The sequence below is a fragment of the Rhodanobacter glycinis genome, from assembly GCF_900114325.1.
Classification (GTDB): domain Bacteria; phylum Pseudomonadota; class Gammaproteobacteria; order Xanthomonadales; family Rhodanobacteraceae; genus Rhodanobacter_A; species Rhodanobacter_A glycinis.
Window position 1 is genome coordinate 1 of the sequence record NZ_FOSR01000024.1, and the last position, 26,062, is coordinate 26,062.

19 protein-coding genes are annotated in these 26,062 nt (G+C 64.3%); 5 read left to right on the top strand and 14 right to left on the bottom strand.

The features are described 5' to 3' along the window. Window positions 1-385: 385 nt before the first annotated feature. Window positions 386-1,000 (bottom strand): hypothetical protein, encoded by a 615-nt coding sequence (locus BMY90_RS16545; protein ID WP_092705268.1) that lies wholly within the window; start codon window positions 998-1,000, stop codon window positions 386-388. 84 nt (window positions 1,001-1,084) lie between these two features. After that, window positions 1,085-1,324 carry a hypothetical protein gene (locus BMY90_RS16550; protein ID WP_092705269.1) on the bottom strand — a complete coding sequence of 80 codons (240 nt, stop codon included), beginning with the start codon at window positions 1,322-1,324 and terminating at the stop codon, window positions 1,085-1,087. 227 nt (window positions 1,325-1,551) lie between these two features. Here BMY90_RS16550 and BMY90_RS16555 point away from each other — a divergent pair, with 227 nt between their 5' ends. Beyond that, window positions 1,552-2,553: an integron integrase gene (locus BMY90_RS16555; protein WP_092705283.1), complete on the top strand. Its 1,002-nt coding sequence runs from the start codon at window positions 1,552-1,554 to the stop codon at window positions 2,551-2,553. A gap of 425 nt (window positions 2,554-2,978) precedes the next feature. Here BMY90_RS16555 and BMY90_RS16560 read toward each other — a convergent pair whose 3' ends face one another. The 3 genes from BMY90_RS16560 to BMY90_RS16570 all read right to left on the bottom strand — a co-directional run bounded on the left by BMY90_RS16560 (window position 2,979) and on the right by BMY90_RS16570 (window position 12,841). Then, window positions 2,979-4,442: a glutamate synthase subunit beta gene (locus BMY90_RS16560; RefSeq protein WP_092705270.1), complete on the bottom strand. Its 1,464-nt coding sequence runs from the start codon at window positions 4,440-4,442 to the stop codon at window positions 2,979-2,981. A 12-nt stretch (window positions 4,443-4,454) separates the two neighbouring features. Beyond that, a complete protein-coding gene (locus BMY90_RS16565; protein WP_092705271.1) occupies window positions 4,455-9,149 on the bottom strand; it encodes a glutamate synthase-related protein in 4,695 nt (1,564 codons plus the stop codon). A 203-nt stretch (window positions 9,150-9,352) separates the two neighbouring features. Next, window positions 9,353-12,841 carry a hybrid sensor histidine kinase/response regulator gene (locus BMY90_RS16570; protein WP_008212483.1) on the bottom strand — a complete coding sequence of 1,163 codons (3,489 nt, stop codon included), beginning with the start codon at window positions 12,839-12,841 and terminating at the stop codon, window positions 9,353-9,355. Between the two features lie 77 nt (window positions 12,842-12,918). On the opposite strand from BMY90_RS16570, the gene BMY90_RS16575 reads away from it, so the two are divergent. Further along, window positions 12,919-13,560 (top strand): 4'-phosphopantetheinyl transferase family protein, encoded by a 642-nt coding sequence (locus tag BMY90_RS16575; protein ID WP_092705284.1) that lies wholly within the window; start codon window positions 12,919-12,921, stop codon window positions 13,558-13,560. 45 nt (window positions 13,561-13,605) lie between these two features. Then, entirely contained in the window at window positions 13,606-14,349 is a 744-nt protein-coding gene (locus BMY90_RS16580) for a pyridoxine 5'-phosphate synthase (RefSeq protein WP_008212485.1), read from the top strand. 234 nt (window positions 14,350-14,583) lie between these two features. Here the strand turns inward: BMY90_RS16580 and BMY90_RS16585 are convergent, their stop codons facing one another. From BMY90_RS16585 to dnaA, 9 genes are all read right to left on the bottom strand, one after another. Next, window positions 14,584-14,994, bottom strand: a complete 411-nt coding sequence (locus tag BMY90_RS16585; protein WP_037100288.1) for an ExbD/TolR family protein — start codon at window positions 14,992-14,994, stop codon at window positions 14,584-14,586. Window positions 14,995-14,999: 5 nt separating this feature from the next. Then, entirely contained in the window at window positions 15,000-15,431 is a 432-nt protein-coding gene (locus BMY90_RS16590; protein WP_037100290.1) for an ExbD/TolR family protein, read from the bottom strand. A gap of 11 nt (window positions 15,432-15,442) precedes the next feature. Further along, on the bottom strand, window positions 15,443-16,201 hold the full coding sequence (locus BMY90_RS16595) for a MotA/TolQ/ExbB proton channel family protein (protein ID WP_037100292.1): 759 nt from the start codon (window positions 16,199-16,201) through the stop codon (window positions 15,443-15,445). 47 nt (window positions 16,202-16,248) lie between these two features. Next, the gene (locus tag BMY90_RS16600) at window positions 16,249-16,809 is read right to left on the bottom strand and encodes an energy transducer TonB (RefSeq protein WP_425438669.1); all 561 of its coding nucleotides are present in this window, start codon (window positions 16,807-16,809) and stop codon (window positions 16,249-16,251) included. A gap of 304 nt (window positions 16,810-17,113) precedes the next feature. Further along, window positions 17,114-18,409 (bottom strand): tetratricopeptide repeat protein, encoded by a 1,296-nt coding sequence (locus tag BMY90_RS16605; RefSeq protein WP_175481608.1) that lies wholly within the window; start codon window positions 18,407-18,409, stop codon window positions 17,114-17,116. Between the two features lie 490 nt (window positions 18,410-18,899). Next, complete coding sequence (gene gyrB / locus BMY90_RS16610; RefSeq protein ID WP_008211798.1) at window positions 18,900-21,329, bottom strand: DNA topoisomerase (ATP-hydrolyzing) subunit B; 2,430 nt, start codon at window positions 21,327-21,329, stop codon at window positions 18,900-18,902. 113 nt (window positions 21,330-21,442) lie between these two features. Then, window positions 21,443-22,528 carry a DNA replication/repair protein RecF gene (gene recF / locus BMY90_RS16615; RefSeq protein WP_175481609.1) on the bottom strand — a complete coding sequence of 362 codons (1,086 nt, stop codon included), beginning with the start codon at window positions 22,526-22,528 and terminating at the stop codon, window positions 21,443-21,445. Between the two features lie 90 nt (window positions 22,529-22,618). Then, entirely contained in the window at window positions 22,619-23,719 is a 1,101-nt protein-coding gene (gene dnaN / locus BMY90_RS16620) for a DNA polymerase III subunit beta (RefSeq protein ID WP_092705274.1), read from the bottom strand. Window positions 23,720-23,993: 274 nt separating this feature from the next. Beyond that, a complete protein-coding gene (dnaA, locus tag BMY90_RS16625) occupies window positions 23,994-25,322 on the bottom strand; it encodes a chromosomal replication initiator protein DnaA (protein WP_092705275.1) in 1,329 nt (442 codons plus the stop codon). A gap of 204 nt (window positions 25,323-25,526) precedes the next feature. On the opposite strand from dnaA, the gene rpmH reads away from it, so the two are divergent. Both rpmH and rnpA read left to right on the top strand, forming a co-directional pair. Then, entirely contained in the window at window positions 25,527-25,661 is a 135-nt protein-coding gene (rpmH, locus tag BMY90_RS16630) for a 50S ribosomal protein L34 (RefSeq protein ID WP_008211413.1), read from the top strand. Between the two features lie 14 nt (window positions 25,662-25,675). Further along, window positions 25,676-26,056 carry a ribonuclease P protein component gene (gene rnpA, locus BMY90_RS16635; protein WP_092705276.1) on the top strand — a complete coding sequence of 127 codons (381 nt, stop codon included), beginning with the start codon at window positions 25,676-25,678 and terminating at the stop codon, window positions 26,054-26,056. The last annotated feature ends 6 nt before the right edge of the window (window positions 26,057-26,062 follow it).

The following is a 26,062-nucleotide window of genomic DNA, read 5'->3' on the forward strand; positions in this document are numbered from 1 at the left end:
CTTGAACGAATTGTTAGGCCGCAGCGAGTTCCCGGCGCGCCCGAAAGAAACGGTAAAGCAGCACGCCACCGGCAGCGACCAGCCCGGTGCCGACATACCCACCCAGTGCACAGAGGCCGCCGGCTGACGCCGAGCAAAAGCCCCAAGCGCCGATGAGTGCAGCCGGAATGTAACCCCCGACCGCGAGTGCCAAAGACGCAGCCGCGAACCGGACTGCAGTCGCAGCTGAGAGCCGGGAAGCCATCTGCACGAAGCGCCAAAGTGTCACGACGACACCCGACCAGAATGCAATGAGGCCAGTGGTGTATGCGAGCGCGAATAGACTTTCCATGCGGCCTAACGCTGGAATTGAGCGGCGGCGAAGCCGTCCGCCTCGAATGAGATGTTAGGCACCAATGCCACCATCTCGTGACTCGCGTTGCTTGGCCGCACCCTGAATTTGCTTGTTGATGCCACGAAGTTCGTTGCGGATTTCTTGAAGGGTTGTGGTGTTTGGACCCTTGAGCGCATCAACGATCGCTTGGTTAGCACTGGTGCGCGTGGGCATGCCCTTCATGTGCTCAATACTCAGTGTAAACACCTCATCGTGTTTTAAAGCGAAGCCGATTGGGTTGCGAAACTTAAATGACGCGGTTACGACGAGGCCACTACCGAGTTTGCTTTGGAGCCCGGAATACTGACCCCCAGTAAAGACATACTTTTGTCCTGGCGATACTGCAGGAAAACCCTGTTTCGAAACGGCATCGCCCTCACCATTTGGCTTTTCGATGCCGAAGCAGTTGATGGGAAGCGGCTCCGAAAACTTGACTTCTATCGCCGTGCCGCCGCCAATGTTTTCTACGACCAAGTCGATAATGGAAGGCACGTCGGGATTGGGCTGGTAGTAGATAAGCAGTTGCGGCTGCGAACCCCGAAGAAGCGAAAGATAGGCCACCCACACCGCAAGAAGCGTAGCAAGTGGGCTAACGATGTACGCGATGATTTGTGCTAGTAGAGACACGACGCCCCCTGTTGTGGCTACTCGATGCCTAACGCTGGAGTTAAGCGGCGCGCGGCTTTTTCGCGCGTCCGCTTGGACGACGGGTTAGGCCGCTGCGCTGCGGGACGGAGCGTACGAGCTGTTGCCGGAAATGACGCGATGAACGCGATAGAGACCGCGTACACCAAGACCGAAAAGAACCAAGCCGGCGATGGCGAGCGCCTCAACGAATAGCGTGGGATTGCTGAGCGTGAGTGGGCGCGGGAAAAGTCCAAGCGAGATGGCGCTGAACGTAAGCAACGCCGTACCCACGACTAAAAGCAACGCAGATTCGAAGACCTTCATGAGCAACTCCCCTTTGCAATTGAAAGAAATGCAGCGATTACGACGATACCGTTTTGAGCGGCCTAACGCTTAGTAGACCCCATATCGGGGCATATGCAATCCATGCTCTCTGCTCGTAGGCAGGTCGTCAAGCAGGGAAACCTTACAAGACATCAAGCGGTTGCCGGGTTTTTCCGGCGTTCATGGGCTGGCAGGCTGGCATGCGTATCGTGCGAAACGAGGTATGTATGCTTTATCACCCTGAAAACGCGAATACGCATTCCGGCTCGGACAGGGCCCCACGGTTGTTGGACGAGGTGCGCCGGGTGTTGCGGGTGAAGCATTACAGCTTGCGTACGGAGCAGGCGTATTTGGGCTGGATTCGCCGCTTTATCCTGGCCAACGGCAAACGTCATCCTCGCGAGATGGGCGTAGTCGAGGTAGAGGGGTTCCTTTCGCAGCTGGCTGTGCAGAGGCAGGTGGCGGCAAATACACAGAATCAAGCGCTGTCGGCCTTGCTGTTTCTGTACCGCGAAGTGCTTGCCATCGAACTGCCGTGGCTGGATGGCGTGACGCGGGCGAAACGACCGATGCGGGTGCCCACCGTGCTTTCACGCGATGAGGTGACGCGGTTGCTGGCGCAATTGGATGGCCGCCCGCGACTGTTGGTCAGCCTGCTGTATGGCGCTGGGTTACGCCTGATGGAGGCGTTGCGTCTGCGGGTAAAGGATGTGGATTTCGAGCGCGGTGAGATCACGGTGCGCGACGGCAAGGGTGCCAAGGATCGCCATACCATGTTGCCGCGTTCGCTGATCGAACCGTTGCGGTGCGAATTGGCGCGCGTACGCCAGCTGCATCAAGCGGATTTGCAAGAAGGTTTTGGTGAGGTATGGTTGCCGCATGCACTTGCACGCAAGTATCCGGCCGCTCCGCGTGAGTTTGGCTGGCAATATGTGTTTCCTGCGCCGCGCCGCTCGCGTGACCCTCGCGGTGGCCACGAGCGGCGGCACCACTTCGACGATGCCATGCTTTCACGAGCCTTGAAGAGGGCCTGCCGTGAGGCAGACATCGTGAAGCCGGTCAGTGCGCACACGTTGCGGCATTCGTTTGCCACGCACCTGTTGGAATCAGGCAGCGATATTCGTACGGTGCAGGAATTGCTCGGCCACAAGGATGTGAAGACCACCCAGATCTACACCCACGTGCTCAATCGCGGCGGGCAAGGCGTGCTGAGCCCGCTGGACCGCTGAGGCGATCATGTGCGGATGATGAGCTTGCCGATGGCGAGCCCATTACGCTGCACAATGGTGGCGCCGCAACTTGTCGCCGCCCGGCGGTGGCCCGCATCCCTGAGGCAGTACGACGCGTTATCGACGCACCGAATGCGCTGCCACGGATGAAGCGGAAACTGTCTGGGCGTTTGCTGCCAAACGTCCCCGAAAGCAGCCTGGCAGGGACCACTTAGGGAAGATCTGATCAACCAGCTTTTTGCCCTGTCATTCCTGCGAGGCGCTTTTCAACAGCCGAAGGGCTGGTCAAGCAGGAAGCGATTTGCAACAGACGAATGTCTGGTCATCCAGTGCCTTTACGTTCAATGGTTTGAAGGCGCTGGATCCCAGCTTTCGCTGGGATGACGAGCAAAAATCAGACCTTCCTTAGTGGGCCGCGGTTCGATTTACCGCGGCAGCGTCGACGCCCCCATCAGGAACTCGTCCACCGCCCGCGCGCACTGGCGGCCTTCGCGGATGGCCCATACCACCAGCGACTGGCCGCGACGCATGTCGCCGGCGGCGAAGACCTTGTTGACGCTGGTGCGGTAGCAGCCTTCGCCATCGGTGGTGGCCTTGGCGTTGCCGCGCTTGTCCTTGTCCACGCCGAAGGCGTCGAGCACGCCTTGCACCGGCGAGACGAAGCCCATCGCCAGCAGTACCAGGTCGGCGCGGATCTCGAATTCACTGCCCGGCACCTCGGCCATCTTGCCGTTTTCCCACTTCAGCCGCACGCCGGTAAGGCTTTTCACGCGGCCCTGGCCGTCGTCGTTGAAGCGTTTGGTGGCGACGGACCAGTCGCGCTGGCAGCCTTCCTCGTGCGAGCTGGAAGTGCGCAGGCGGATCGGCCAGTACGGCCACACCAGCGGCTTGTTTTCCTGCTCGGGAGGCTGCGGCAGCAGTTCGAACTGGGTGACGGCCTCGGCACCGTGACGGTTGGAGGTACCCACGCAATCGGAGCCGGTGTCGCCGCCGCCGATCACCACCACGTGCTTGGCGCCGGCGTGGATCTGCTGGTCGAGCGCGTCACCGGCATTCACCCGATTCTGCTGCGGCAGGAAGTCCATCGCGAAGTGCACGCCGTCCAGCTCGCGGCCGGGCACCGGCAGGTCGCGCGGGGTTTCCGCACCACCGGCGATCACCACGGCATCGAAGTCCTGCTGCAGCTGTGCCGGCGTGACGGCCTCGGCAGCGCCGCTGGTCTTGGCATCGTCGGCGCTACCGACGAACACCCCGGTGCGGAAGCGCACGCCTTCGCCGCGCATCTGTTCCAGGCGGCGGTCGATATGGCCCTTCTCCAGCTTGAAGTCGGGGATGCCGTAACGCAGCAGGCCACCGGCGCGATCGTTCTTTTCGAACACGGTGACGTCGTGGCCGGCACGCGCGAGCTGCTGCGCAGCGGCCAGGCCGGCCGGACCGGAACCGACCACGGCCACCTTCTTGCCGGTTTTCCGTGCGGCCGGTTGCGGCGTCACCCAACCTTCGTCCCAACCCTTGTCGATGATCTTGTGCTCGATCGACTTGATGCCCACCGCATCGCCGCTGATGTTCAGCGTGCACGCCGCTTCGCACGGTGCCGGGCAGATGCGCCCGGTGAACTCGGGGAAGTTGTTGGTGGATTGCAACACGTCGAGCGCGCGCTTCCAGTCCTGCTTGTAGACCAGGTCGTTGAAGTCGGGGATGACGTTGTTGACCGGACAGCCGTTGTGGCAGAACGGGATGCCGCAATCCATGCAGCGCGCGGCCTGCAGGCGTGCGGCTTCGTCATCCAGGTGGCTGATGAACTCGTGCCAGTGGCGCTTGCGCTGCGCCGGCGCCTCGCTGCTTTCGTGCTGGCGCGGGTGGTCGAGAAAGCCGGTGATCTTGCCCATCGTATACGTTCCTCAGGCGGTCGCCTTCTCGGTGGATTCCAGCACGGCATCGCTGTGCGCCTCGATCAGTGCCCGCTTGTATTCGCTCGGCATGACTTTGACGAAACGCGCGCGCGCGTTGCGCCAGTCGTGCAGGATTTCCTTGGTGCGGAAGCTGCCGGTGTAGCGGAAGTGTGCTTCCAGCAGCTGGCGCAGAATCGCCTCGTCGGTGGCCGGCAAGCTGCCGCGCGCGGCACGATGCCAGTGACCGCGCGGAATGCGCAGTTCCTGCTCGACGCCGGACAGCACCGGCTCCAGACCCACCATCGACAGGTTGCACTTGCGTTCGAACGTGCCTTGCGGGTCGTACACGTAGGCCACGCCGCCGGACATGCCCGCGGCGAAGTTGCGCCCGGTTTCGCCCAGCACCACCACGGTGCCGCCGGTCATGTATTCGCAACCGTGGTCGCCCACGCCTTCCACCACTGCGCTGGCGCCGGAGTTGCGCACCGCAAAGCGTTCGCCGGCCACGCCGTTGAAGTACGCCTCGCCTTCGGTGGCGCCGTACAACACGGTGTTGCCGGCGATGATGTGCTCGGGGCCGAAGCCGTGGAAGTCGTTCGGCGAGCGCACGATGATGTGGCCGCCGGACAAGCCCTTGCCCACGTAGTCGTTGCCGTCGCCGACCAGGTCCAGCGTGATGCCGTGCGCCAGGAACGCGCCGAAGCTTTGCCCGGCGGTACCGTCGAGCTGCACGTGGATGGTGTCGTCGGGCAAACCGGCATGGCCGTAGCGGCGCGCCACCTCACCGGACAGCATGGTGCCGACGGTGCGGTTGACGTTGCGCACGTCGACGATGAAGCGGGTTTTCTCGCCGCGCTCGAGCGCGGGGCTGGCCTTGTCGATCAGCACATGGTCAAGCGCGTTGGCCAGGTTGTGGTCCTGCTCCTCGACGTGACGCCAGGCCACGTCGGCCGGCACGCTCGGACGGTGGAACACGCGCGAGAAATCCAGCCCGCGCGCCTTCCAGTGTTCGATGCCGGCACGGGTGTCGAGCAGGTCGGCACGACCGACCAGTTCGTCGAACGTGCGGATGCCCAGTTGCGCCATGATCTGGCGTGCTTCCTCGGCAACGAAGAAGAAGTAGTTCACCACGTGCTCGGGCTTGCCGCTGAACTTCTTGCGCAGCACCGGATCCTGCGTGGCGACGCCGGTGGGGCAGGTGTTCAGGTGACACTTGCGCATCATGATGCAGCCTTCGACCACCAGCGGCGCGGTGGCGAAACCGAACTCGTCGGCACCGAGCAGCGCGCCGATCACCACGTCACGGCCGGTCTTCATCTGGCCATCGGCCTGCACCCGGATACGACCGCGTAGCCGGTTCAGCACCAGCGTTTGCTGCGTCTCGGCCAGGCCGAGTTCCCACGGCGTGCCGGCATGCTTGATCGACGACCACGGCGAGGCGCCGGTGCCGCCGTCGTGGCCGGCGATCACCACGTGGTCGGCCTTGGACTTGGCCACGCCCGCGGCGACCGTGCCCACGCCCACCTCGGACACCAGCTTCACCGAGATCGACGCACGCGGGTTGCAGTTCTTCAGGTCGTGGATGAGCTGGGCCAGGTCCTCGATCGAATAGATGTCGTGGTGCGGCGGCGGCGAGATCAGGCCCACGCCCGGCACCGAAAAGCGCAGCTTGGCGATATATTCGGACACCTTGTGGCCGGGCAGCTGGCCGCCCTCGCCGGGCTTGGCGCCCTGCGAGACCTTGATCTGGATCTGGTCGGCGGAAATCAGGTAGGCCGCGGTGACGCCGAAGCGACCGGAGGCCACCTGCTTGATGCGCGAACGCAGCGAGTCACCCGGCAACAGGCTGATGTCGCTTTCGATCTGATCCTTGCCGATCACGCTGGCCAGCGTGTCGCCGGGCTGGATCGGAATGCCGCGCAGTTCGTTGCGATAACGCGCCTCGTCTTCGCCGCCCTCGCCGGTGTTCGACTTGCCGCCGATGCGGTTCATCGCGATGGCCAGCGTGGCGTGTGCTTCGGTGGAGATCGAGCCCAGCGACATGGCGCCGGTGGCGAAGCGCTTGACGATCTCGCGTGCCGGTTCCACTTCTTCCAGCGGAATCGCAGCCGCCGGATCGAGGCGGAACTCGAACAGGCCGCGCAACGTCATGTGACGACGGGTCTGGTCGTTGATCAGGCGGGCGTATTCGGCATAGGTCGAGGCGCTGTTCGAACGCGTGGCGTGCTGCAGCTTGGCGATCGAATCGGGCGACCACATGTGTTCGTCGCCGCGCGTGCGCCAGGCGTATTCGCCGCCGGCCTCCAGCGCTTCGGCCAGCACCGGGTCGTCGCCATAGGCCGCCGCGTGCTGGCGCAGCGCATCTTCGGCCACTTCGAACAGGCCGATGCCCTCGATGTTCGAGGTGGTGCCGGTGAAATAGGTATCCACCAGCTCGCGGTTCAGGCCCACCGCTTCGAAGATCTGCGCGCCGGTGTAGGACATGTAGGTGGAAATGCCCATCTTGGACATCACCTTCTGCAAGCCCTTGTCGATCGCCTTGATGTAGTTGTGGATGGCCTTGTCGGCACTGATGCCGTCCGGGGCTGCGGCAAAATGCTGCCCCAGCGTTTCCATCGCCAGATAGGGATGGATCGCCTCGGCGCCATAGCCGGCGAGCAGGGCGAAGTGATGCACCTCGCGCGCCGAGCCGGTTTCCACCACCAGGCCGGTGCTGGTGCGCAGGCCGCGTTCGACCAGATGCTGGTGCACGGCCGAGGTGGCCAGCAGCGCGGGAATCGCGACGCGCTCGCGACAGGCCCGACGGTCGGACACGACCAGGATGTTGTTGCCCTGGCCGATCGCATCCACGGCCTGCGCGCACAGCGAGGCCAGCCGCGCCTCGATGCCGGCCTTGCCCCACGCGGCGGGATAGGTGATGTCCAGTTCGTGGCTGCGGAACTTGCCCTTGGAATAGCGGCCGATCTTGCGGATCTTCGCCATCTCGGCGAAATCCAGGATCGGCTGCTGCACTTCCAGACGCAGCGGCGGGTTGATGTTGTTGATGTCGAGCAGGTTCGGCTTCGGTCCGATGAAGGACACCAGCGACATCACCATCTGTTCGCGGATCGGGTCGATCGACGGGTTGGTGACCTGGGCGAACATCTGGCGGAAGTAGTTGTAGAGCGGCTTGCTCTGGTCAGACAACACCGCAAGCGGCGAATCGTTGCCCATCGAGCCCAACGCCTCCTGGCCGGCCTGCGCCATCGGCAACATCAGGAATTTCAGGTCTTCCTGGCTGTAGCCGAAGGCCTGCTGGCGATCGAGCAGGCTGTCGCTGGCGCGCGGTTCGGGCGGCGCCGCGGGCAGGTCGTCGAGCTTGATGCGAATGTGCTCGATCCACTGCTTGTACGGCTTGGCGTTGGCCAGCTGGTCCTTGATCTCCTTGTCGTCGATGATGCGGCCGGCTTCCATGTCGATCAACAGCATCTTGCCCGGCTGCAGCCGCCACTTCTTGACGATGCGCGATTCGGGCACCGGCAGCACGCCGGCCTCGGAGGCGAGGATCACCAGGTCGTCGTCGGTGATCAGGTAGCGCGCCGGGCGCAAGCCGTTGCGGTCGAGCGTGGCGCCGACCTGGCGGCCGTCGGTAAAGGCGATCGCGGCCGGGCCATCCCACGGTTCCATCATCGCGGCGTGGTATTCGTAGAACGCGCGATGGTTGGCGTCCATCAGCTCGTGCCGTTCCCATGCCTCGGGAATCATCATCATCATCGCGTGCGACAGCGGGTAACCCGCCATGGTCAGCAGTTCGAGGCAGTTGTCGAACGACGCGGTATCGGACTGGCCCGGGTAGATCAGCGGCCACAGCTTCTGCAGATCGTCACCCAGCACCGGCGAGGCGATCGCGCCGGTGCGCGCATTGATCCAGTTGACGTTGCCCTTGACCGTGTTGATCTCGCCGTTGTGCGCGACCATGCGGTACGGGTGGGCCAGCTCCCACGCCGGGAAGGTGTTGGTGGAGAAGCGCTGGTGCACCAGCGCCAGCGCCGACACCGTGCGCGGATCGGCCAGATCGAGGTAGTAGCGCCCCACCTGGTCGGCCAGCAGCAGGCCCTTGTAGACCACCGTGCGGGTGGACATCGAGGGCACGAAGTATTCCTTGCCGTGCTTGAGCTTCAGCGCGCGAATGGCGTGGCTGGAGGTCTTGCGGATCACGTAGAGCTTGCGCTCCAGCGCGTCGGGCACCATCACGTCCGGACCGCGGCCGATGAAGATCTGGCGGATCACCGGCTCGTGCTCGCGCACCGCGGGCGACATCGGCATGTCGGTATCCACGCGCACGTCGCGCCAGCCCAGCACCAGTTGGCCTTCGGCCAGCACCTTGCGCTCCAGCTCCTGCTCGCAGGCGCGCCGCGAAGCCTGTTCCTTGGGCAGGAACACCATGCCTACGCCGTATTCGCCGGGCGGCGGCAGGGTCACGCCCTGCAGCGCCATTTCCTCGCGATAGAACTGGTCGGGGATCTGGATGAGGATGCCCGCGCCGTCGCCCATCAACGGGTCGGCACCCACCGCGCCGCGATGATCCAGGTTGCGCAGGATCGCCAGACCCTGCTGGATGATGTCATGGCGTTTGCGGCCCTTGATGTGGGCGACAAAGCCCACGCCACAGGCGTCATGTTCATGGCGGGGGTCATACAGACCCTGCGCGTGCGGTCGTTCCATTATCTCCACTCCCCGAGAGCAAGGGAATCTTGACTATAGTGCGCCGCAACAAAAAGGCAAGCGGAAAGTCAAGACTTTTACTGTTATGGACGTTTATAAGTCTGGACGTCCACTCCTGTCACTCGGAAGTTTGGAAGTATGGACGTCTGTCAAACCGCGATGGGGTGCCGGTCATCCGGGCAAAGACGGCCCTTCGCGCCGTTTCAGTCGCCGTCGTGATGCGACGGCTGGCGCCGCGGAAGTGCCGTGAGCAGGGCCCGCAAGGCCGCCGGTCGCACCGGCTTGTGCAGGATCGGGTAGCCCTGCGCGCGGGCGCGCTGCTTCAGTTCGCTGCTGCCGTCGGCGGTAATCAGCGCGGTCGGCGGCAACGGCACGCCACGGGCGCGCAGCTCGCGCAGGGCCTGCAGGCCATCCACCCCGTCGCCCAGGTGGTAATCGGCCAGGATCAGGTCGACCGGGCCACGTTGCAGTTCCCGTTCGGCTTCGGCCACGTCGCGGGCGGTGCGGCAGTCCACGCCCCAGCGCTGCAGCAAGGCGCGCATGCCATCGAGGATGGCCGCGTCGTCGTCCAGGCACAGCACGGTGAGCGAGAGTTGCGCCGCCGTGCCCATGCCCGGTGACAACCGTGCCGGCTGCGGTTCGGCCACGGCGCGCGGCACGGTGATCGAAAAGCAGCTGCCATGGCCCTCGCGCGAGGACAGTCCGAGCCGGTGACCGAGCATGCCGGCAATGCGGTCGCAGATCGACAAGCCCAGCCCCAGGCCCTTCTCGCCCCAGGGCGATGGCCGGTCCAGTCGCTGGAATTCGCCGAAGATACGCGAACGTTGCTCTTCGGCGATGCCCGGACCGGAATCCCACACCTCAATGCGCACTTCCGCGCCGACACGCCGCGCGCCCAGCAGCACGCTGCCATGACGGGTGTAGCGCAGCGCATTGGAGATGAAGTTCTGCAATACCCGCCGCAACAGCTGCGGATCGCTGCGCACGGCCAGCCGGGTCGGCACCATGCGCAGGCGCAGGCCGCGCTGCTCGGCCACCACCGCGAACTGGGCCTGCAGCGACTCGAACAGGTCGGACAGCGCGAACGGGCCCACTTCCGGACGATAGCTGCCGGTATCCAGTCGCGAGGTGTCGAGCAAGGCGTCGAGCAGGTCTTCGGCGGCGCGGAACGAGGCGTCGATGCGTTCGGCCAGCTGGCTGGCCTCGGCGTCCAGTCCCGGCTGCTGGCGCAAGGCCGAGGTGAACAGGCGCGCCGCATTCAACGGCTGCAGCAGGTCGTGGCTGGCGGCGGCCAGGAAGCGCGTTTTCGATACGTTGGCCGCTTCGGCCGTGCGCCGCGCCCGCGCCGTGGCGGCCAGGGCCTCGCTGAGTTCGGCGGTGCGCTGGTCGACCCGCTGCTCCAGCGTCTCGTTCGCCTCCATCAGCGCCTGTTCGGCACTCTTGTAGGCAGTGACATCGCTGTAGGTGGTGACATAGCCGCCACCGGGCAGGGCGCGTCCGCGCATCTCGATGGTGCTGCCGTCGGGGCGGATGCGCTGGACCAGATGCATCGCACCGGCGCGCATGTGGCCGATGCGCTTGGCCACATGCGCCTCCACCTCGCCCGGACCACACTCGCCGCGCTCGGCGTTCCAGCGGATCAGGTCGGCGACCGGCACGCCCACGTAGACCATGCCTTCGGGATAATCGAACAGTTCGAGATAGCGCCGGTTCCAGGCCACCAGGCGCATCTGCGCATCGACCACGCTGATGCCTTGCGACACGTTTTCCAGCGTGGTGGACAACAGCTCGCGGTTGAAGCGCAGCTCCTGCGAGGCTTCGTCCATCAGCGCCATCGCCTCGGCAATATCCAGCCCGGAACCGGACAGCACGCCCATCAGGATGCGCCGCGCGCTGGCCGCACCCACGGCGCCGGCAAGCAATCGTTCGGTGTGCTGGATCAACGCGCGATCGGCCGATTCACCCGGCTGCAACGGCTTGCCGCGTCGCTCGGCATACTCGTCGAACGCACGCTGGGTGCCGCGCACGCCGATGATGCGCACGGCGATCGTGCGCAAGTCGGCCACGCGCACGCGACCACGCCAGTCGCCGGCGCCGCCCAGGCTGGCGGCGTGCGGATCGATGAACATCGCCGCGTGCAGGCGTTCCTCCAGGCTTGAACGCCAGCGCAGGGAAACGAACACCAGGCAGGCGACATTCAGCAGCAGCGACCAGAACGCGCAGTGCAGCACCGGATCCCAGCCATGGGTGCCGAACAGGGCCTGCGGGCGCAACCAGGCCACGCCCAGCGGGCCACTGTGCAGCCACGGCGCGGCATGATCCATCGCCGGCAGCAGCAAGGTGTAGATCCACACCGCGAAACCCGCCACCAGCCCCACCATCACGCCGCGGCGACTGGCGCCAGGCCAGTACAGCGCCGCCACGATCGCCGGGGCGAACTGCGCCACCGCCGCCAGCGACAGCAGGCCGGTCGCCGCCAGGTTCTCCACATCGGCAGCCACCCGGTAGTAGGCATACGCCATCAACGCCAGGATCACGATCGCGCAGCGGCGTACCCGCAGCAGCAGTTGCGACAGATCGCTGCGCTGCTCCAGCCGCAGCCGGCGGATGCGCAACAGCAGCGGCATCGCCAGGTCGTTGCTGATCATGGTGGACAGCGCTACCGCCGCCACGATCACCATGCCGGTACCGGCCGAAAAGCCGCCCACATAGGCCAGCAACGCCATGCCGCCGTTGCCGTAGGCCAGCGGCAGATTCAGCACCCAGGCATCGCCGGCGCCGTCGCGCACGGCCGGCAGCAGACTGCCAGCGGCCACGATCGGCAACACCGCCACGCTGACGATCAGCATGTACAGCGGGATGGTCCAGCGCGCAAAGCGCAGGTCGTTGCTGTCTTCGCATTCCACCACGCCGATCTGGAACTGCCGCGGCAGGCAGAACACCGCGCAGAACGCCAACAGGGTCTGCGCGATGAAGGCTGGCTGCACCACCTGGTTGGCATGTTGCAGCGGCAGCCGCAGGGTTTCCGCCAGGGACGGTCCGTGCAGGTACGCGTAGACGGCCAGCGCGACGAAGGCCAGCAGCTTGATCAGCGATTCCAGCCCGATCGCCAGCATCAGCCCGTGATGGTGTTCGCTGGCATCGATGCTGCGCGTGCCGAACAGGATCGCGAACAGCGCCAGCAGCAGGGCGCACCACAACGCGGTGTCGCCGCCCAGCCCGGGCACCGCCACCGGCATCGGGGGCAGACCACGCAGCACGGCGTAGGACATCGCCACCGCCTTCAGCTGCAACGCCAGGTACGGCACGATCGCCACCACCGCGATCACCGCCACCAGGGCCGCCAGGCCGTGCGACTTGCCGAAGCGGGCGCCGATGAAGTCGGCGATCGAGGTGATGTTGCGCCGGGTCGCCACGCGCACCAGTCGCCGCATCAGGCCGAAGCCGACCACGAACAACAGGATCGGCCCGAGATAGATCGGCAGATACGCCAGCCCATCACGCGCAGCCGTTCCCACCGCACCGTAAAACGTCCACGACGAACAATAGGTCGCCAGCGCCAGCGCATAGACGAACGGGCGCAAGCGCGGCTGGCGCGGATATAGCGGGCGGCGGTCGCCCAGCCAGGCTACCGCGAACAGCAGGCCCACGTATGACACCGAGACCAGCAGCAATACCCAGCCGGCGATCAAGCGCGCGTTCTCCCGGATTCGTGGTTCCACGCCACAGCGGCTTGTGCCCGATGGCCCCCGTCCGGCAGCATGCGCGCATGCAAGCAGCGGAAAGCCGGACATCGTCGAAAGTAGCAGAGCCCCTGCACGATGACGAGATTCACGTGTGGTGGCTGGATTACCGGCGCGAACACGGCCGCGCACCGCTGCGCGCGCTGCTCGCCGGCTATCTGGGCGCCGTGCCGGAAACGCTCGCCTTCGTCGAGGGTGAACATGGCCGCCCGTCGCTGGCCGAGCCGCACGGCGCGCTCGCTTTCAACTGGTCGCACAGCGGCGATCACGCGTTGCTGGCCATCGCGCGCGGCATCGTGCCGGGCATCGATCTGGAACGATTGCGCCCGCGCCCCCGCGCGATGGACATCGCACGGCGCTATTTCTGCGTCGAGGAAACCGAGGCACTGGCTGCGCTGGGGCCGCAACAGCGCGACGATGCCTTTCTGTCGTTGTGGACAGCCAAGGAAGCCGTGCTCAAGGCAACCGGCCACGGCATTGCCTACGGCCTCGACCGGCTGCAGTTCACCGTGCCGCCGACCCCTTCGCGATTGCTGCGACTGGATGGCGACGACGCCAGCGCCTGGCAGCTGCAATCGCTGGTGCCCGCCAGCGGCCATGTCGCCAGCCTGGCCTGGCGCGGTCCCGCCCGACGCATCCGCCTGCTGACACTTGCCGGCGCCAGCTGAACGGCGCACTGTTGGCGGCCAACGCGACATTTCATGCCAGTCACCATGACCCTGCTCAGCGTCAACCTCAACAAGATCGCCGTGTTGCGCAACTCGCGCGGCGAAACCGAACCGGACATCATTCGCGCCGCCCACACCTGCATCGAGGCGGGCTGTGGCGGCATCACCGTGCACCCGCGCCCGGACCAGCGGCACGTGCGTCCCGAGGACGTGCGGGCGCTTGCTGTGGCGTTGCGCGGTCGAGTCGAATACAACATCGAAGGGAATCCGTTCGCGCCGGCGCGCGGCAGTTATCCCGGTTTGATTGAGCTCGCCCGCGAAGTGCGTCCCACCCAGGTCACCCTGGTCCCCGACGCCGACGGCCAGCTCACCTCCGATCACGGTTTCGACCTGGCGCACGATGCCGAGCGCTTGCGTCCGCTGGTGGCCGAACTGCGTGAGCTCGGTTGCCGGGTCAGCTTGTTCGTTGATGCCGGTGCGCGAGGTTTCGAGCACGCCACGGCGCTTGGTGTGGAGCGGGTCGAGATCTACACCGGCCCTTACGCTCGCGCCTTCGCCGACGGCGATGCCCGCCTCCAGTTGGAGCAATGCGTCGAAACCGCCCGCCGCGCCCAGCAAGCCGGGTTGGCGGTGAATGCCGGCCATGACCTGAGCCAGGCCAATCTGGGCACCTTCCGCGCGGCGATTCCGGGGCTTGCCGAGGTGTCCATCGGCCACGCATTGATCGGGGAAGCGTTGTACGACGGCCTCGCCGCGACCGTTCGCCACTATCTGCAGATCCTCGCCTGAAAACATCCCGGGGATTGTTTCGGGGCAAGCACGACTGGTCCGGATGTTGACCGGAATCGTAGGAGCGTGGGCGTGAGGCTCTTGGCCGGAATATCGCGAAAGGCTTTTCGCGCACAGGGTGCGCTCCTACCAAGCTCCGGCAAAGCCGTCATCGGTCGCGCCGGGCTCCACAAACAACAACCCCCGCATAGGGCGGGGGTTGTTGCGGGTAACGCTTGACTTGCTTGCGGGCAATTACTGACCGTTGTCGGTGAATCCGATCTTGGTCAGGTTGTAGCTCTTGGCATCGGCCAACACCTTGGCCACGTACTGATAAGCCACGTTGCTGTTGCCGTCGACCTGGATCTCCGGCTGCTCGGTCTGCTGGGCAATCACGGCCATCTGCGCGCGCATGCCCAGCTCGTCCACCGGCGAATCGTTCCAGTAGATCTGACCACCCTGATCGATCTTCAGGTGGATCGGCTCTTTCGGATTGTCCGGGTTGTGAACGTTCGGGTTCGGCTGCGGCAGATCAATCTTCACCTTCTGGCTGACGATCGGCGCGGTGATCATGAAGATGATCAGCAACACCAGCAACACGTCGACCAGTGGCGTGACGTTGATATCCGCCATCGCGCCCTTGCTTCCGCCTGTACTCATGGACATGGGCTTTACTCCTGGGCCTGGCCGGCAGGCCGGGTCGTCATGAAGCCGACATGCACCATGCCCGCGTTCTTCGCTTCACCAAGCATCTTGCGCACGATCTTCCACTGCGTGTCCTGGGCGGCACGGACCTGCAACTCGGGCTGCGGAGCCATGCTGGCGTAGACGGCGAACTTGGCTTTCAGCTCGGACTCGGTCACGGGGTTGTCGTTGAGGTACATGCTGCCGTCATCCTTGATGGCCAGGTCAACCGGCGGCACGCCCTGCCCTTCGGTATCCGCCTTCACCTCGTGGGTGCTCGGCAACGTGACCGTCACGGTGTGCGACATCAGCGGCGCGGTGATCATGAAGATGATCAGCAACACCAGCATCACGTCGACCAGCGGCGTGACGTTGATGTCCGACATCGCGCCGCCATTGCCTCCGGTACTCATCGACATGGGTCAGTCCCTCACTTGCTCTCGACGCGCGAGCCGGTTGCGAAGAAGTCGTGCAGGTCATGCGCGAATTCGTCGAAACGGGCGTAAGTCAGGCGGTTTGCGCGGCTGAAGAAGTTATAGGCGAACACGGCCGGGATAGCGGCGAACAGACCGAATGCGGTCATGATCAGCGCCTCACCGACGGGGCCGGCCACCGCTTCCATCGAGGCATTGCCCGACGCGGAGATGCGGATCAGCGCGTGGTAGATGCCCCACACCGTACCGAGCAGACCGACGAACGGTGCAGCGGAACCGACGGTGGCGAGCAGCGTCATGCCGCCTTCCAGGCGCAGGCTTTCACGATCCACGGCCTGACGCAGCGCGCGATCGATGAACTCGGAGCGGCTCAGCGACTCGGCCAGACGACCGCCGGCGGCAGCCGCCGAAGCCTGCTGGTGATGGGCCACGGCCGAAGCCGCGTCCAAGGCGATCTTGGAGAACGGTTCGCTCTTGGGCTGGGCTTCCAGCTCACGGATCGCGTCCTGGGTGGACGAGTTGGCCCAGAAGCCATCAATGACACGGTCGGCGCGGCTGCGCACCATCGAATTGCGAATCGCGTTGGCAATGATGAAGTACCACGAGGATACCGACATCACGCACAGCGTGATCACCACGACCCAGCCAAGCGGGTCTTCGTGACGAAGGAACTGGCCGACGCCCATCTGCTGCATGGCAGCGGCGGCGGAGTTGGCCCCTGCGGCGGGGGAAACAGCATCTTGAAAGAAGAACATAACGCTACCCTTGGGAAGTCAAGCGTGAACTGTAACTGTAATCGGAATTACAGCTGATTGAGGGAGAAATTGACCGGCACGCGAGCGTAGCCTTCAACCACCTTGCCATTCTTTTTCTCTGGATTGAAACGCCAACGACGTACGGCATCCATCGCCGCGCGATCCAGCTCGCGGTAACCGCTGGACTTTTCCACCTTCACGTCCTTGACGGAACCGTCCACACCGACCAGCACCAGCAGCGTTACCGTACCCTCGTGCCGCTGACGCATGGCCTGTGGGGGATAGCGCGGCTTGATCTGATTGTTATAGCTCAGATCCTGGCTTGCCGTGATGTCCTGCGGCGGTGCGGGCGGAGCCGGAGGAGCCGGCGGCGGCGCAGCCACTGCATTGTTGGACTGTTCGGTCACCGGCGGCGGCGGTGCGGGCGGTGGCGGCTGCGGCGGCGGGATCACCTGCTTGATGATCTTCGGCGGCGGCTGTTTTGGCGGCTCCGGCGGCGGCGGCGGCGGGGGAGGAGGCGGCGGCGGCGGCTCGATGAAGCTCACCTGCACGATCTGGTCTTTCTTCACTTGCGGGGCCTGGGGCGGCCCGGCTGGCGCGATCAGCACGATGAACGCGAACGCGTGCAGAGCAACTGCGAACGCGATGGCGATCGTGCGCCCCCAACTGAACGGCTTTGGACCGTAATTTGAGTTACTTGAGGCCATCTGTCACTTTCGATCAGGAGCTTGTCAGCGGAATGACGAGTCGCAGCACCCATCGGCAAACTGCATCACATGATGGATGACATTTGCCACTGGACAATGCGGGAAGATTATCAACGGTACAACAGCACATGGCGTTTGTATAGCGTCGGAAAGACTATCAAATGGACGTCCATTCTGCCTCGCCGACAGCGCTGCCATGGGCTCCTTACTTGACGCCGGCCTTCTTCAACCAGGCCTTGGCCTTGCCGGCCGTGGCCGGGTCCTGCGCGGCCTTGCGCATGGCTGCAATCGCGGCAGGCTTGTCCTTGAGCCCGCGGTTGGCTTCGGCCAGCATCATGTAGGCCATGCCGGTGTGCTGCACGCCCTTGTCGATGCCTTGCTGGATCAGGCTCTTTGCCTCGCGATACTTGTTCTCGGTCATCAGGACCTGGCCGGCGCGCACCGCGACCTCGCCATCCTTCGCCATCGGCATGGCCTTCTTGTAGGCCGCCAGTGCCTGGCTCTGCTCGCCACCGATCAGCGCGGCATCGCCAAGCAACTTGTAATTGTCATAGCTGGGGGTGACCACGCCCTTGCCCATGCCGTCGTTGAGCACGGCAATGGCCTTGTCGGCGTCGGGCTTGGGATCGGACGAAGAGTTCTGCCCGGTGATCAGGTACAGCTTGGCCAGGTTGACGTACTGCTTTTCGGTCTTGAGATTGCCCTTGGCGCGGGCATCCTCCATCACCTTGATCGCCTCGGGATACTTCTGCGCCTGCATCAGCACGGCGACGGCGTTGTTCAGGGCGTCGGGATCGTTCGGGTTGGCGGCCAGCTGCTGCTGTGCCAGGTCGGCAGCCTGACCGCTCTGGCCGGATTCGGCATAGCTGGCCATCAGGATCTGGTTCCACGAAGCCTTGGGCTTGCTGTCCGGCATCGCCTGCGCCTTCTTGATCGCCGCGATCGCCTCGGGGTACTTCTGCAGGCGGTAGTAGGCGTTGCCTTCCAGCGCATAGGAATCCGCGGTTTCACGCTTACCTTCGGCGCGCCACTTCTCCACGGTATCGATCGACTTCTGGTACTGCTGGTCGGCCAGGTAGAACTGGGCCAGTTCGTACTGCAGCTGGAAATAGGTGTCGTTCGGCATCACGCCATCGGCCAGCGCCTGTTGCAGCAGGTTGATCGCGCCCTTCACGTCGCCGCCGTTGTAGGCCACGCTGGCCATGCCCTGCATCGCCAGCGCCTTGGCGTACTGGCTCTTGCTCTTGTCGATGATCGGCTGCAGCAGTTCGGTGGCCTTGGCCTTGTCGCCGCTGTTGGCCGCCGTCAGGCCCTCGTTGAGCGCCTTCGATTCCTTCTCGCTGGTCAGATCGAGCTTCGGCGCGGTACGCGTGGCATTGGGATAAAGCGAGGCAGCCTTTTCCTTGGACTCCGAATGGCTCCGGGCGATAGCAGGAGCACTGGCCAGTGCCAAGGCCAGAGCGGCGCCAGTCAGCATCGTGGTCAAGGGAGCGTGTTTCATGGCCATCCTCTGTGTCGGGTTCACGCACAAGTTGTGCGGGGGGTCCCGGAGATTAACCCGAGCCGGCATTCCATAACAAGTTGCAACGCGGCATCCATGCCCATGCAAATCAATCACTTGCAGAAAAGTTTCCATACGCAGGCGCATCTTTCGCAGAAATTTGCCTCATGGCCTCCATGCTTCGGCCTCACATCAGGCAAGAACGTGCCACCGGTTGCCGGCACATCATGCATTAATGCGTTATTGCGTCATGAAAATTCAACGGCTGTGACGATGACAGCGCTGGCATCGTCGATCCGTGAAAATGTGGGGATGGCGTCCAACGGTCGTCGACGACGTCGGAATATTTCGATGCAAACAGGCGACGGCCAGGCCACTTGGGCGCGGGGCATCCGCGCACGGCGTCGGACTGCATGATCGGGCGCCCATGGCCCTGATGGTGACGCGTTTCCCCTTGGACATACCAAGGGGAAACGCAGGCCGACCTCGATCAGATGTCGAGGTTGGCGACCTTCAGCGCATTGGCCTCGATGAACTCGCGGCGCGGCTCCACCGCTTCGCCCATCAGCATGGAGAACATCTGGTCGGCGACGAAGGCGTCCTCGATGCCGACTTGCAGCATGCGACGGGTTTCCGGATTGACCGTGGTCTCCCACAGCTGTTCCGGGTTCATTTCGCCCAGGCCCTTGAAGCGCTGGATGGTCCGGCCCTTCTTGGCCTCCTCGAGCAGCCAGTTGCGCACGTCGGCAAAGGACAACACGCCACGCGAGGCATTGCCCCGGCGAACCACCGCATCGGCCTGGATCAATCCGGCCAGCTGCCGGCTCAGGTTGAGGATGGGCCGGAATTCCGCGCCACCAAAGAACGGCTGCGGCAGCAACAGGATATGGCTGAGACCATGCTGATCGCGGATCACCTCGATCGCGGCCGGCTGTTCGTCCTGCGCCGGGCGCAGCGACAGGCGATAGCGCGGCTTGCCCAGTCCGCTGCTGGCCAGGCGCTGTGCCACGCCGTCCAGCCAGCCCTGCATCGCCGCCGGGTCAGTCCACAACTCCGGACTGATCGGAGTGTGCTCGAGCAGCGCGATCAGCACGCTGGTATCGAAGCGATGGCCGAGGCGCTCGATCTGGTCGAGTGCGGTCTGGTAATCGCGCAGCAGTTTTTCCAGCACTTCGCCGGTGATCGCCGGAGCGTTCGGGTCGGCCACCAGCTCGGCGTTGTCCACCGCGTTGGAGATCAGGTACGCGTTGAGCGCCGCGTCGTCCTTCAGATACAGCTCCTGCTTGCCCTGCTTCAGCTTGTACAGCGGCGGCAGGCCGATATAGACATGGCCGCGCTCGATCAGCTCGGGCATCTGGCGGTAGAAGAAGGTCAGCAGCAAGGTGCGGATGTGCGAACCGTCCACGTCGGCATCGGTCATGATGATGATGTGGTGGTAGCGCAGCTTGTCGGGGTTGTAATCCTCCTTGCCGATGCCGGTGCCCAACGCCGTGATCAGCGTGCCGACCTCGGCCGAGGACAACATCTTGTCGAAGCGCGCCTTCTCGACGTTGAGGATCTTGCCCTTCAACGGCAATACCGCCTGGGTCTTGCGGTTGCGCCCCTGCTTGGCCGAGCCGCCGGCGGAGTCACCCTCGACCAGGAACAGTTCGCACAGCGCGGGATCCTTTTCCTGGCAATCGGCCAGCTTGCCGGGCAGGCCGGCGATGTCCAGCGCGCCCTTGCGGCGAGTCATCTCGCGCGCCTTGCGGGCGGCCTCGCGGGCACGCGCGGCGTCGACCACCTTGGAAGCGATGGCCTTGGCCTCGCCCGGATGCTCCAGCAGGAACTCGCCCAGTTTCTCGTTGACCGCCTGCTCCACCGCGGTCTTCACCTCGGACGAAACCAGCTTGTCCTTGGTCTGCGAGGAAAACTTGGGGTCCGGCACCTTCACCGACAGCACGGCGATCAGGCCTTCGCGCATGTCGTCGCCAGTGGGCGCGACCTTGGCGTTCTTGGCCAGGCCTTCCTTCTCGATGTAGTTCTGCAGCGAGCGGGTCAACGCGGCGCGGAAACCGGTGAGATGGGTGCCGCCATCGCGCTGCGGGATGTTGTTGGTGAAGCAGAACATCGTCTCGTTGTACGAGTCGGTCCACTGCATCGCCACTTCCACCGTGATCCCGTCCTGCTCGGCCACCAGGCTGATCACATTGGGATGCAGTGTGCTTTTCAGCTGCGCCAGGTGCTGCACGAACGAACGGATGCCGCCCTCGTAGGCAAACGTGTCGTTGCGCCCTTCGCCGCGCTCGTCCTTCAGCTCGATGGTGACGCCGGAGTTGAGGAAGGCCAGTTCGCGCAGGCGCTTGGCCAAGATGTCGTAATGAAACTCGATGTGGGTGAAGGTCTGCGGGCTGGGCAGGAAGCGCACCAGCGTGCCGCGACGCTCCGACGGGCCCACTTGCTTCACCGGATACAGCGGTTCGCCCAGCGAGTATTCCTGCTGATATTCGTAGCCGTCACGGAAAATGGTCAGCCACAGGTGGTCGCTCAGCGCGTTCACCACGGAAACGCCCACGCCGTGCAAGCCACCGGACACCTTGTAGGAATTCGCATCGAACTTGCCGCCGGCATGCAGCACGGTCATCACCACCTCGGCGGTGGAGCGCCCCTCTTCCGGGTGTATGTCCACCGGAATGCCCCGGCCGTTGTCGCTGACGCTGACCGAGCCGTCGTCGTGGATGATCACCACCACGCGGTCGCAATAGCCAGCCAGGGCTTCGTCGATGGAGTTGTCGACGACTTCGAACACCATGTGATGCAGGCCGGTGCCGTCATCGGTATCGCCGATGTACATGCCCGGGCGCTTGCGCACCGCCTCGAGGCCCTTGAGGACCTTGATGTTGCTTGAGTCGTAGTGCGATTCGTTCTGCGGTTCGTTCATGCGTCGACAGTTCCCTGGCAGCAGCATCGTGACCGACGACAGGACCGAGCCGTCGGGCGTGATGTATTCCCTTGATTATAGCAGGGGTATGCCGCTAGCCCCGGCGCGCCGGATCAGGCCGGTCCAGCCGGCAGGATCCGACCATGTTCCACGTGGAACACATGCGCTGGCAGCGCGGCGAGTGGCGCGGGAAGGTCGGTCCCCGTCACCAGGATCTGTGCCCCGCTCGCCTGGAGCTGTGCCAGCACAGCCTCCTGATGCGCCTGATCCAGCTCGGAGGCCAGATCATCCAGGCACATCAGCGGCCATTCGCCGCGACGTTCGGCATGCAGGCTGGCTTGGGCCAGCAGGCAGCTCAGGGCCGTGAGCTTTTCCTGACCGCGGGACAGATGTTCGCGCAACGGCGCATGTTCGAAACCGATCGACCAATCCGCACGATGCGCACCCGCAGTGGTGTGGCCCCGGGCAAGATCCCTTCCCCGCTGTTCCGCCAACTGCTCGCCAAGATCGCGCTCATCGGACCAGCCCCGTCGATAACGGCAATCCAGCGCACCCAGTTCGGGAAGCAGGCTATGTGCCTGCGACTGCAGGTGGGGAAGCAGATCATCCAGATAGCGTCGGCGCCATGTGTCGATGAGGTTCGCGGTCTGCGCCAGCTCGGCCTCCCACGGCAGGAACAACGACGCTTCCGCAACCGGTTGGCTTCGCAGCAGGCTGTTGCGCTGCTTCAGCGCCCGCTGGTAACGCCGCCACGCCAGCAGGAAATCATGTTCCACGTGGAACACACCCCAATCGAGGTAGCGCCGACGCTCGTCGGCGGCCCCGGCGATCAGCGCATGCGAACCCGGCTCGAAGCACACCACGGCGCACGCCTGTACAAGTTGCCCCAGACTCCCCTTCTCGCCATCGATGCGGGCTTCCCAGCGGCTGCCGTTTCGACCCAGTCCGAGCCGGACGGCGTGCCCGTCGGCATGGCGCCATTCGCCGAACACGCTGAGCGCGTTTTCGCCTCGCTGCAACAGGGCTTCGCGCGCACCGCTGCGAAAAGAGCGGCCGTGTGACAACAGGAAGGCCGCTTCCAGCACGCTGGTCTTGCCCGCGCCGTTAGGACCGATGAGCACATGCAGTCCGTCCGACAAACTCAGTTCGACCTCGGTCAGGCAGCGCAAGCCCTGGATACGCAAGCGTTCCAGTTTCACGAATGCGTGCCCCGCATACGGCAACGCCGGAACCGCGGACGGTTCCGGCGTTGCGCAGACGGCGCTAGCCGAGAATCAGGCACGTGCAGGTCAGAGCCGCAGCGGCATGATCACATGGCGGGATTCTTCGTTGTCGTCTTCCTGCACCAGGCAGCTGGACTGCGCATCGCGCAGGCTCAGGCGCGCCTTGTCGCCGCGCAGCGCGGCCAGAGCATCCAGCAGGTAGCCGACGTTGAAACCCACCGAAAGATCGGAAACCACGGTGTCGGCTTCCACCTCTTCCACGGCTTCTTCCTGCTCGGGATTGTGCGCCACGAGTCTCAGCTTGCCCGGCGACAGTTCGAGCTTCACGCCGCGGTATTTCTCGTTGGACAGGATCGCTGCGCGCTGCAGGGCACCGCGCAGCACTTCGCGATCCAGCGTGGCGTGCTTGTCGGCACCCAGCGGAATCACCGCTTCGTAATCCGGGAAACGACCGTCGATCAGTTTCGAGGTAAACACCACGTCGCCGCGGCGAACGCGCAGGTGATTGCGGCCGAATTCCAGTTCGACCATACCGTCGCCGGTCTCGAACAAGCCGACCAGCTCGTTGACGCCCTTGCGTGGAATGATGATCTGGCGTCGCGAGGAAACCTTGCTGTCCAGCCGGGTTTCCTTCAATGCGAGACGATGGCCGTCGGTGGCCACGCAGCGCAAGGTGTGTTCCTGCAGATCCAGCAACATGCCGTTGAGGTAGTAGCGCACATCCTGGTTGGCCATGGCGAAGGCGGTGCGCTCCATCAGTTCGCGCAGCACTTCTTCCGGCAGCGAAACCTTCTCGACCAGTTCGATCTCGTCGATGGTCGGGAATTCGCTGGCGGGCAGCGTGGCCAGGGTAAAGCGGCTGCGTCCGGCGCTCAGCGCCACGCGATCGCCATTGAGCTTCATGTCGATACGCGCGCCATCGGGCAAGGCACGCACGATGTCGAACAGCTTGCGCGCCGGAATGGTGATGTCGCCGTCTTCCAGCTTTTCGGCTTCAGTGGAGGCCACCATCTCCACTTCCAGGTCGGTACCCGTCAGCGACAGCCTACCGTCAGCGACCCGAACCAGCAGGTTGGCCAGCACGGGCAGGGTTTGGCGACGCTCGACCACACCCACGACTTGCTGGAGCGGCTTGAGCAGAACTTCTCGTTGGATGCTGAATTGCATGATATGCGCGTCCCCTACACTGCTGTTCTGTTCTTTAAAAGAAGTATTTGTTGTTGCTGTTGGTGCCGTGGATAACTCGAATTTCAAAATTTCTCGTTGTTTTTCAATGAATTAGACGAAAAACAAACTGTGTCTCAAAGGCCTTGGTTCTTGTGCGCGGTTTGTGGATAAATTTGCGGCTCGATCCATCCACCTATTATCCACAGCTTACCCCGGTTTGGTTCAAGGCTTTATGCCCAACCGCACCGGAAATCGCCTGCCAGTCTGCCGCGGATCAACCGGTGAGGATGCGGATCAGCTGTTCCCAGTCCTGCCGCATGCGCGGATCGGTTTCGCAGAACTTGCGGATCGTGCGACAGGCATGCAGCACCGTGGTGTGGTCGCGGCCACCGAAGGCCTCGCCGATTTCCGGCAGGCTGTGATCGGTCAGTTCCTTGGACAGCGCCATCGCGATCTGCCGCGGCCGTGCCAGCGAGCGCACGCGGCGCTTGGACAGCAGCTCCTGCAGGCGCACGTTGAAGTAGTCGGCGGTGATCTTCTGGATGTTCGGGATCGTCACCGCCTGCGCGTGCGTGGCCAGCAGGTCGCGCAGGGTTTCCTCGGCGAACGCGGTGGTGATCGGCTTGCCATAGAAGTTGGCGCGCGCCGCCAGCGTGTTGAGCGCGCCTTCCAGGTCGCGCACGTTGGAGCGGATACGCTTGGCCAGCAGCATCGCCACGTCCTCGCTCACATCCACGCCCTTGTCGTGCGCCTTGGACAGCAGGATCGCCGCGCGCGTCTCGAAGTCCGGCGGCTCGATCGCCACCGACAGCCCCCAGCCCAGCCGCGACTTCAGGCGCGGTTCCAGCTTGTCCACTTCCTTCGGATAGCGGTCGCAGGTGAGGATGATCTGCTGCTTGGATTCGAACAGCGCGTTGAAGGTGTGGAAGAACTCTTCCTGCGTGGTGTCCTTGCCGGCGAAGAACTGAATGTCGTCGATCAGCAGCGCGTCCACCGAGCGGAAGCGGCGCTTGAACTCGTCCATGTTCTTGGTGCGCAAGGCCTCGATCATCGAGCCGACGAACTGCTCCGAGCGCAGGTACATCACCTTGCAGTCGGGCTTGTGCTCGCGCATCAGGTTGCCGGCGGCATGCATCAGGTGGGTCTTGCCCAAGCCGGTGCCGCCGTACAGCAGCAGCGGGTTGTAGGCGCGGCCGGGGTTCTGCGCCACCTGCATCGCGGCGGCCTTGCCGAGCTGGTTGGACTTGCCTTCGACAAAGGTTTCGAAGGTGTAATGCGGGTCCAGGTTGTGCGCGAACGGCGCGGCCGCAGGCGCGCTCACCGTGGCACGCGCGGGCGCGGCGGCCTTGGGCGGCAATGGCCGCGCGCTGGACCCCACGTCCAGTCGCACCGATTGCGGCTGTCCGGTGAGCTGGCTCAGCACGGTCTCGATGCGTGCGAGATAGCGTTCGCGCACCGTGTCCAGGGTGTAGGAGTTGGGCGCGTACAACTGCAGGCCGGTCTCGTCTTCACGGGCCTGCAGCGGCATCAGCCAGGTATGCAGGTCCTCGGCGTTCAACTCGCTTTCCAGGCGCTCCAGACAGCGTCGCCACAAATCACTCATGAATAATCGTCCAACCACGGCAGGGGGCGCTTGTGCGCCAGGTGGACGGCGAAGTCTAGCAGGACGGGGAGTGCTTCCGGATGGAATATCCACACAACTGTCCACAAGCCTGTCCACAGCCGCCGGCACGGTTTGTTTGACACTGATACGGCCGGCCCGGCATACTCGCAAACCTTTTTCACCGTATCGAACCCGGAGTACGCCATGAAGCGGACCTTCCAGCCCAGCAAGCTCAAGCGCGCTCGCACCCACGGCTTCCGTGCCCGCATGGCCACCGCCGACGGTCGCAAGATCCTGAATGCCCGTCGCGCCAAGGGCCGCAAGCGCCTGATCCCGTAAGCGGCCTGCATTTCATGCGTGCCGCCGGCCTGCCGCGCGAAGCGCGGCTTCGCCGCGCCGCAGATTTTGCCGCCATGCGACAAGGCAGCGGCCGCCTCGGCGGTCGCTGCTTTGCTGTGCGTTATCGTCCGAATGGATTGGGTGAGGCCCGCTTGGGCCTGGCCATTTCCAAACGCGTGTCCAAGCGCGCCGTCGAGCGCAACCGCATCAAGCGCCTGCTGCGTGAATCCTTCCGCCGCGTGCGCCACCAATTGCCGCCGATGGACCTGCTGGTGATGGCGCGCGAGCAGGCCGCCGGCCTGCCGGGGCCGGACTTGCTGGCCGAGATCGATGCACTGTGGCGCAAGCTTCCGGCGTTGAAGCCGCCCGGCGACGCCGCCACAATGGCGTGTTGACTCTTT